A 6,711-nucleotide genomic window follows, 5' to 3' on the forward strand; every position below is an offset into this window, starting at 1 on the left:
AATTTAATGAACTTAGCAGGTATTCCTATGCGATTTATCGTAACAATCAGTTAATCAGTCAGAAAGGTGAGTATTTTTACCCGACCAATATATTGCTGAGGGATGCCGGGAAAAAGCCTTATCATGTTTACAAGGAAGGTGATTACGATCATCTCTGCTATCATTTCCACGAGGATACCATGGTTATTTTAAGCAGCCCTTCCAGAAATATTTATTCTTCGCTGGCGCTGGCTTCTTTTCTGTTTTTTATCTCTTCTGTGCTTTATGCCTTGCTGAATTATCTTTTTGTCATTTTATCGCAGTATATCAGGCAACAACAGGGAAGTGAAGTGGATTATTTCAATCCTTTGCGAAATATCTCTTTCAAGGCGAAAATACAGATGATTATTATGTTTTCGGTTTTAATAGCCGTCATCATTTCAGGTTATCTGACTATTTATAACCTGATTCAGAACATCTCAAAAACTAATGAGAAAAAGATTCAGCAGGAAATTGTACTGATTGCATCCCAATTAAATGATTATTTTACTGAGAATGAATATTTTAGCAGCGAACTGGATGAGCTGGTTGAAGAAACTTCAGCTAAGTTTCGGATCGATATCAATGTGTTTGATCCGGAAGGTATGCTGGTCAGCTCTTCGCAAATGCCCGTTTATGAAAGAAAAATTCTTTCTCAAATGATTGATCCTGAAGCATATAAACAGTTAAAAATTCTGAGGAAATCGGTGTTTCTGCATACAGAACAAATCAATGATAAGTTAAGTTTTACCTCTGCCTATATTGTATTACGTGATGAGAATAAAAATTTATTAGGCTTTGTAAACATTCCCTATTATTCCCGTTTCCTGACCGAGCGAAGTGAAATTACCTCTCTGATTGTCAACATGGTCAATCTGTATGTGTTTTTGCTGCTTCTGATCCTGTTTGTTTCGGTGAGTATTTCAGGTACATTTACCCAACCACTTGAAGTAATCTCCATGCATCTCAGTGAGTTGAAGCTGGGAAAAAGGAACAAGAAAATCGAATGGAGCAGTCAGGATGAAATCGGAAGGCTGATTTCGGAATATAATAAAATGGTTGAAAATGTTGAGAAAAGTGCAGAGGCTTTAAGCCGTTCCGAAAGGGAATCAGCCTGGCGTGAAATGGCTCAGCAGGTCGCTCATGAGATTAAAAACCCCCTCACCCCCATGAAACTGAGCCTGCAAAGGCTGTTGATTTCCTGGACCAATAATGACCCTGAACTTGAGCAACGTTTTCGTAAAACAACTGAGGTACTGATTAATCAGATAGATAATTTGTCACAAATTGCAACGGAATTTTCCGTATTTGCCCGAATGCCTGAACCGGTAATGGAGGTTCTGACGCTGGAAACCTGTCTGAATGAAGTCGTTGATCTGTATAAGGCTGTGGAAAGAGTCGAAATAATTGTGGAGAATGAAGCGAAGGATATTCGCATTTATACCGACCCCGGACAGTTGAAACGTGCATTTAACAACCTGATTAAGAATGCAATACAGGCTATCCCGGCTGACAGGAAAGGAAGGGTTTTGATTAAGGTGATCAGGAATGCTTCCATCGTTTTAATTTCAATCGCAGACAACGGCTTAGGCATTAACAGGGAACTTCAGGACAAGATATTTTTACCCAGCTTCAGTACAAAAAGCTCAGGCATGGGGCTTGGACTGGCGATTGTTTCTAAAATTATCAAGTCGTTTAACGGACAAATATGGTTTGATACCATTGAAAATGAAGGAACTACCTTTTATATTTCACTGCCTGTTGTCGAAAGTTTTGATTATCAGGAGAATAATCCTGAATCAGGGCTCAGCCTTCAATGATTTTGCCGTCAGCCATTCTGATAATCCTGTCGCTCATACCTGCCAGATCTACGTTGTGGGTTACGATGATAAAAGTCTGGCCAAATTCTTTTTTCAGTGATAAAAACAACCTGTGAAGCTCTTCAGCATTGGCAGTGTCAAGATTTCCGGAAGGTTCATCAGCCAGGACTACCGATGGATTATTGATGAGTGCCCTTGCGACAGCGACCCGTTGAAGCTCTCCGCCTGAAAGCTCTGATGGTTTATGGTGAATGCGGTTTGCAAGTCCGAGAAATTCAAGTAATTCAAGTGCTCGTTTTCGGGCGTGTTGTCTGTTTTTTCTTGCAATAAGGGCAGGAATACTGACATTTTCAATGGCTGAAAATTCCGGAAGCAGATGGTGTTGCTGAAAGACAAAACCTATATGCTCGTTGCGAAAGGCAGAAAGTTTATTGGGAGATAAGGTAAATACATCTGTTTCGTTATAATAAACTTTTCCGGAATCAGGTGGGTCGAGTGAACCCAGAATGTGCAGGAGCGTACTTTTTCCTGCTCCGCTGGGGCCGGTAATGGCCACAATCTCAGCTTTCTGCACATGAAGGGAAATTCCTTTTAAGACGTGAAGCATCCCATAACTTTTATGGATGTCGAGTGCCTGAACAAGCAGGTTCATGATTAAAGTTTTTTAAGCCAGCGTGTATAAAAAATGAGCAGTGATAATACACCTATGGTGATAAATGCATCTGACAGGTTAAATACAGGCCTGAAAAAGATGAAATAATTTCCTCCGATAAAAGGAACCCATTGTGGATAATGCCCCTGAATGATGGGAAAGTAAAACATATCGACCACACGTCCCTGAAAAAACGGGGCATAGCCGAATATTTTTCCATAAAAGATGGAGTCAATGATATTTCCGGTAGCGCCTGCGAAAATCATCCCCATACTGGCGTTGAAACCATTTGGATAGTTTAGCCGGATGGTTCTTAAAAGGAGGTAAAAAATAGCACCTGCAGCTATGATCCTGAAAATAGTCAGGGCAATTTTTCCGCTAACTCCGCCAAACTGTATTCCAAAGGCAATACCATTGTTTTCGGTAAAATGAAACAAGAACCAGTTGCCAATGACATGTATTTCCTGACCATAATACATGTTGTTTTTTACCCATATTTTCAGGATTTGATCAGCAACAAGTATCAGGAGTATAAGCAGAAGAGGTTTGAGGTATTTCACTGTAAATTATTGTTTTTGTTTGGCTTCAATACTCAGGGTGGCGTGAGGAACAGCACGCAGGCGTTCCTTGGCAATAAGTTTACCGGTTTCGCGACAAATACCGTACGTCTTGTTTTCTATTCTTACCAGTGCAGCTTCAAGGCTCATGATAAATTTGCGTTGCCTTTCGGCTAGCCTGCTCAGATGTTCTTTTTCAAAGGAATAACTGTTGTCGTCCAGTAGTTTATTGGCGATATAGGTGTCGTCTGTTCCATGTTCATTGGGATTTAAAATGGACTCCTGCAGAAACTTCAGTTCTTCACGTGCTTTCTCAAGTTTCGCTAAGATGATCTGCCTGAACTCTTCCAGTTCCTCATCCGAATATCGGGTTTTTTCTTCTTCTGCCATATTAAATCTTTTTAATTCTTATGAATACCTCATTTTCTTCAATGTCAACCGAATCAAAATCATCTTCAATCTTTTCCGTAATTGCTAATTTGTCCGTTAACGTTTCACTGCAAATATAATCTTTGAACATATTTATAGCAGGAATAATTTCTTTGTGTTGAATAATTTCAACCGAAATATGATCGGTTACCTCAAAGTCTTTGTTTTTTCTGAGATTCTGTATTCTGTTGATGAGTTCCCTTGAGATTCCTTCCATTTTCAATGCTTCTGTGATGGTAATATCCAGTGCAACTGTAAGATTATCCATATTGGCGGTAGTCCAGCCGGGAATGTCTTCTGAAATGATTTCAAGGTCAGCTGCTTCTATCTCAATGTTTTGACCTTCATGATCAAATACTATTCTGCCGCTTTTTTCAAGCTCGTAAATCTCATCCTGAGAAAGGGAAGATAAGGCTGTGGTAACAAATTTCATGTTTTTCCCAAGCTTAGGACCCAAGGCTTTGAAATCAGGCTTTACCTTTTTTAAAACCAGGCCTTTCGTATTGGTGATGTACTCAATTTCTTTCACATTGGTCTCGGATAAAATCAGGTTTCTGACCTTTTCAATCTGCTCTTTCAGATGTTCGGAATCAACGGGTATAAGTATTTTCGATAATGGTTGCCTGACCCTGATGTTTTCCTTTTTACGAATCGACAGTACCATGGATGAAATATCCTGTGCCAGCTTCATTCTTTCCTCCAGTTCTTTGTCGATGTATTCCGGCTTTGATGTTGGGAAATCGGTCAGGTGAACACTTTCTGCCGGATTTTTATGACTGGTATTGTTTAAATCGCGATAGAGCTTTTCTGCATAAAACGGAGCAAGTGGCGACATCAGACGGGCCACCACTTCAAGACACTGGTACAGAGTCTGATAGGCCGAAAGTTTGTCGGTGCCGAGCCTGAGTGAATTTTGTTCATGATTGTTTTCAGCTGATTTCCAGAACCTTCTGCGACTTAGACGTACATACCAGTTGCTCAGGTTATCGATGACAAAATCCTGAATGGCACGTCCAGCCCTGGTCGGGTCATATTCTTCATAACACTTTTCTACTTCGGCAATGAGGCTGTTGAGCTCAGAAATAATCCAGCGGTCAATTTCAGGCCGGTCTGTTAGGGGAATTTCTTCTTCCTGATAGCTGAAGCCGTCAATATTGGCATAGAGTGCAAAAAATGCATAGGTATTGTAAAGGGTTCCGAAAAATTTTCTTCTGGTTTCCTGAACGCCTTCCATATCAAACTTCAGGTTTTCATAAGGAGGGGCATTGGTAATTATATACCAGCGGGTCGAATCTGCTCCGTAGGTTTTCATGACCTCAAAAGGATCCACAACATTGCCTACGCGTTTCGACATTTTGTTTCCGAATTTATCGAGAACCAGCCCATGCGAAACACAGTTTTTGTAAGAAACAGAGTCAAAAACCATCACGGCAATGGCATGAAGGGTGAAAAACCATCCCCTTGTCTGATCCACTCCTTCTGAAATGAAATCGGAAGGGAAATAATCTTTAAGGTTTTGATTTTCAAAAGGATAATGAAACTGGGCATAAGGCATGGCACCACTGTCGAACCAAACATCGATCAGATCGGGTTCGCGAAACATCTTTTTTCCTGATGGAGAAACAAGGATTATTTCGTCCACGTAAGGCCGGTGTAAATCAAATTTCTCGTAGTTTTCTTTACTGTTGTCGCCCGGAATATAATGTTCAAGCGGATCATTTTTCATAAAACCTGCCTGTACCGATTTCGAGATTTCAGCTTTCAGCTCTGCCAACGATCCGATACAAATGCTTTCCTGTTTGTCTTCTGTCATCCAGACCGGTAGGGGAGTCCCCCAGAAACGGCTCCTTGATAAATTCCAGTCCACCAGATTTTCCAGCCAGTTTTCAAATCTTCCGAGCCCGGTGGATTCAGGCACCCAATTAATCGTTCTGTTTAATGCTATCAGCCTGTCTTTCAATGCAGTTGTCCTGATAAACCATGAATCGAGCGGATAATATAAAATGGGTTTGTCGGTACGCCAGCAATGCGGGTAGTTGTGTTCGTATTTTTCTGTTTTAAACAGCTTGTTCTCATGTTTGAGTTTAACGACAAGATCAACATCTACATTCTCTACCTGACTGCCTTCCGGTGCATATTCTGTTTTGACATATCTTCCTGCAAATTCTCCCATTTCTTCAGTGAAACGGCCTTTTTTATCTACGAGTGTCAAAGCAGCCAGACCGTTTTCTCTGGCTACTTTCATGTCGTCTGCACCAAAACTGGGAGCAATATGAACGATGCCGGTACCATCTTCTGTGGTAACAAAGTCGCCTGTTACTGTAATAAAGGCTTTTCCTCCGGCAGGTTGGGCATAGGGAAGGAGTTGTTCATAACTTATCCCTGCCAGTTCGTTCCCCTGATATTCGCCCAGAATTTTAAAAGGAATATTTTTATCTCCGGCTTTGTATTCTTCAAAGTCAGTGTTTTCATTTTTTTCATTAAAATATCTGTAAATCAGCTCTTTGGCTAATATGACGGTGATGGGTTGGCCTGAATAGGGATTGAAAGACCTGACCAGCGAATAAGTAATATCAGCACCCAGGGCAAGGGCAGTGTTGGAGGGCAGTGTCCATGGAGTGGTCGTCCAGGCAAGAAAATAAACATCGGTATCTGTTTTCTGAAAGAGAAATTCTGATTTATCGTTGCGGATACATTTAAACTGAACGACTGCACTGACATCTTTTACAGGTTTATAACAACCGGGCTGGTTGAGTTCATGGGTGCTTAACCCGGTACCGGCAGCAGGCGAGTAGGGTTGTATCGTATAGCCTTTATAGAGCAATCCCTTTTCGAACAACTGTTTAAGCAGCCACCAGACCGATTCAATATATTTGTTGTCAAAAGTGATATACGGGTCATCAAGATTTAACCAATATCCCATCTTTTGGGTCAGATCGTCCCAGTAATTCTTGTACTTCAATACATCTCTCTTACATGTCTGGTTAAATTCTTCAATGCTGATAGACTTTCCGATGTCTTCCTTGCTGATGCCAAGCGTTTTTTCCACACTGATTTCGACTGGCAGGCCATGGGTGTCCCAACCGGCTTTGCGTTTTACCTGATAGCCTTTCAGTGTTTTATACCGGCAGAAAATATCCTTTAAAGTCCTTGATAAAAGATGATGAATGCCGGGCATTCCGTTGGCACTCGGTGGTCCTTCATAAAAAACAAAATTGGGTTGACCTTCTCTCAG

The 6,711-nt window shown here is 41.1% G+C and carries 5 protein-coding genes; 1 reads left to right on the top strand and 4 read right to left on the bottom strand.

Annotated elements, in window-relative coordinates:
* Nucleotides 1-1,838: GHKL domain-containing protein (locus GX437_03635; GenBank protein ID NLJ06744.1), on the top strand; the 1,838-nt coding region annotated here is incomplete at its 5' end.
* On the opposite strand, the gene GX437_03640 is transcribed toward GX437_03635, so the two are convergent.
* From GX437_03640 to GX437_03655, 4 genes are all read right to left on the bottom strand, one after another.
* Entirely contained in the window at nt 1,825-2,490 is a 666-nt protein-coding gene (locus GX437_03640) for an ABC transporter ATP-binding protein (GenBank protein ID NLJ06745.1), read from the bottom strand. The genes GX437_03635 and GX437_03640 overlap by 14 nt on opposite strands.
* A 2-nt stretch (nt 2,491-2,492) precedes the next feature.
* Nucleotides 2,493-3,050, bottom strand: coding sequence for a lipoprotein signal peptidase (locus tag GX437_03645; GenBank protein NLJ06746.1), 558 nt, complete (start codon nt 3,048-3,050; stop codon nt 2,493-2,495).
* Between the two features lie 6 nt (nt 3,051-3,056).
* Complete coding sequence (locus tag GX437_03650; GenBank protein ID NLJ06747.1) at nt 3,057-3,437, bottom strand: TraR/DksA family transcriptional regulator; 381 nt, start codon at nt 3,435-3,437, stop codon at nt 3,057-3,059.
* 1 nt (nt 3,438) lies between these two features.
* Nucleotides 3,439-6,711, bottom strand: a 3,273-nt coding sequence (locus GX437_03655) for an isoleucine--tRNA ligase (protein NLJ06748.1), incomplete at its 5' end; no start/stop codon positions are given.

The organism is Sphingobacteriales bacterium, from assembly GCA_012517435.1.
Classification (GTDB): Bacteria; Bacteroidota; Bacteroidia; order CAILMK01; family JAAYUY01; genus JAAYUY01.